Here is a 2,090-nt window from a genome sequence, read left to right as displayed (position 1 = left end):
TCGGGCTCGGCATCTTCTCGAGCCTGTACAACCTGCGCCAACGGTACAAGGCCTGGAGAGCCTTCGCGCACCGGCACGGTCTGAGCCTCGCCCCAAGCAGGCAGCACATCTCGGGGACGTATGAGGGGCAGCAGCTCGAGCTGAAGGTCGAACAGCGCGGAAGTGGAAACAATCGCCGCAGCGTGACGGTGCTTCTCCTCGGTGTGAGCGATGTCGTGTCCCGGAGCCTCTTCCTGGAACGCGAGGGGCTCGGGGACAAGTTCCTCAAGCTCTTCGGTCGGTCCGACGAGGAGCTCGGCGATGACGAGTTCGACCGGTATTTCGATCTGAAGAACCTCGACCCCGAGAGCGCCACGCTCCTGCGCCATCCGGAGGTGCGGCATCAGCTCTTCACTGTCGCGAAGACTTATCGGGTCTTCGCCATCCGCCAGGGCCAGCTCTTGGTGGAGACGTACGGTGTCCCCTCGAGCCTCGAAGCCCTGGAGTCCTTCATCCAGCCCGCGCTCGTGCTGGTGCGGACGCTGAAGTCGGCCAACCAGGGTCCCTCCCGGAGACGGGCCACGAGCTGACACCGAGGTCGTGGCGTGACAGGAGGGGAGCCCGGCATTAGAAACCGGGCCTCATGACCGCGCCGACTCCGCCTCGGACCTGCCTCGTCACGCGCCGTGAGGAACTGGAGCAGATCCTCCAGCTCCAGGCCGCCAACCTGCGCGACCACCTCTCACCCGAGCAGGCCGCGCGTGAGGGCTTCGTCACCGTGGCCCACACGCTGGACGCGCTGGAGCGGATGCATGCGCTCGCGCCGAGCATCATCGCGAAGGATGGCGAGAGGATCGCCGGCTATGCGCTGGTGATGCAGGTGGAGGCGCGAACCTTCGTCCCCATCCTGGAGCCCATGTTCCAGCTGCTGGAGACGCTGAGCTGGCGCGGACGTCCACTCCGCGAGTACCGCTATTACATCATGGGCCAGGTGTGCGTGGCCGAGGCGTACCGGGGCCAGGGCGTGTTCGACGCGCTCTACCGCGAGCACCGCGCGAGCTATGGGGCGCGCTTCGACTGCACGGTGACGGAGGTGGCCACGCGCAACACGCGCTCGATGCGCGCCCACGCCCGCGTTGGCTTCGAGGTCATCGAGACATACCGGGACGCCACGGACGAGTGGGCCGTCATCGTGCTGGGCCTGCGCGACGGCGCGCGGTAGTTCCGGGCAATGGGCGGCATGGTACGGTCTGGCGCTGCTTTCGTTCTCTCTTCACCCAGAGGGCTTTACCCATGATGAACCGTCGACTCCTGTCGCACCTGAACCTCACGACCCTGGCCGCGCTCGTCTTCCTCGCCGCGACGCCCGCGCTGGCGCAGAAGACCATTTCGCCCGCGAAGGCTCCCGTCAGCCCGCTGGCCATGGCGGCGAAGAAGCTGGATGACACCACGTACGTCAAGGTGACGTACGGCTCGCCTCGCATCCAGGACCCGAAGACGGGCCAGAAGCGCGTCATCTTCGGCAAGCTGGTCCCCTATGGCGAGGTGTGGCGCCTGGGCGCGAACGCCGCCACGGAGCTGACCACGACGGGCGACCTCGAGCTGGCGGGCAAGCGGCTCCCAGCGGGCACCTACTCGCTCTTCACCATTCCCCAGGCGGACAAGTGGACCCTCATCGTCAACAAGGACGTCGGCGAGTGGGGCGCCTACAAGTACAACAAGGACAATGACGTCCTGCGCGTGGAGGTGCCGGTAACGAAGAGCGCGGACACCTACGAGGCCCTCACGATTGCCTTTGATGACAAGGGCACCGCGCTGAACTTCTCGTGGGAGAATACGCAGGTCTCCGTGCCCGTACGTCCGGCGAAGAAGGGCTGAGCACGCGCCGCTGCGTTGGCCCCCGCGTGAGCAGCAGCAGGCGGGTGGCCACCGTCCGTCCGCCCGCGGATCTATCCGGTCCTCCTGAGGGTTTCCCCGTGGATTGGCGAGCCGGGCTCGCCTGTCACCCCTGGGCCGGGCTGGCAACTACCCCCGCGGGCCAGAGTTCGCGCGGGTAGTGACGCCAGAACGTCTCCGGCCCCGGCGACAGCCTCGCATCCCTCCCCGCGATG

3 protein-coding genes are annotated in these 2,090 nt (G+C 67.0%); all 3 read left to right on the top strand.

The window, feature by feature from the left end; translation table 11 throughout:
- On the top strand, positions 1 to 569 hold a 569-nt coding region (locus VF794_RS06575), incomplete at its 5' end, for a hypothetical protein (protein WP_331108326.1).
- Positions 570 to 622: 53 nt separating this feature from the next.
- The gene (locus VF794_RS06570; protein ID WP_331108325.1) at positions 623 to 1,201 is read left to right on the top strand and encodes a GNAT family N-acetyltransferase; all 579 of its coding nucleotides are present in this window, start codon (positions 623 to 625) and stop codon (positions 1,199 to 1,201) included.
- A 71-nt stretch (positions 1,202 to 1,272) separates the two neighbouring features.
- Complete coding sequence (locus VF794_RS06565; RefSeq protein WP_331108324.1) at positions 1,273 to 1,857, top strand: DUF2911 domain-containing protein; 585 nt, start codon at positions 1,273 to 1,275, stop codon at positions 1,855 to 1,857.
- The last annotated feature ends 233 nt before the right edge of the window (positions 1,858 to 2,090 follow it).

The organism is Archangium sp. (assembly GCF_036389735.1).
GTDB lineage: Bacteria > Myxococcota > Myxococcia > Myxococcales > Myxococcaceae > Archangium.
The sequence above is the reverse complement of the archived record's forward strand: the minus strand, read 5'-3'. Positions and strand labels throughout refer to the sequence as shown.

What these genes read in the sequence shown, in the direction of transcription:
- VF794_RS06570 (WP_331108325.1), top strand. Translation starts at nt 623, where the DNA reads ATGACCGCGCCGACTCCGCCTCGGACCTGCCTCGTCACGCGCCGTGAG.
- VF794_RS06565 (WP_331108324.1), top strand. Translation starts at nt 1,273, where the DNA reads ATGATGAACCGTCGACTCCTGTCGCACCTGAACCTCACGACCCTGGCC.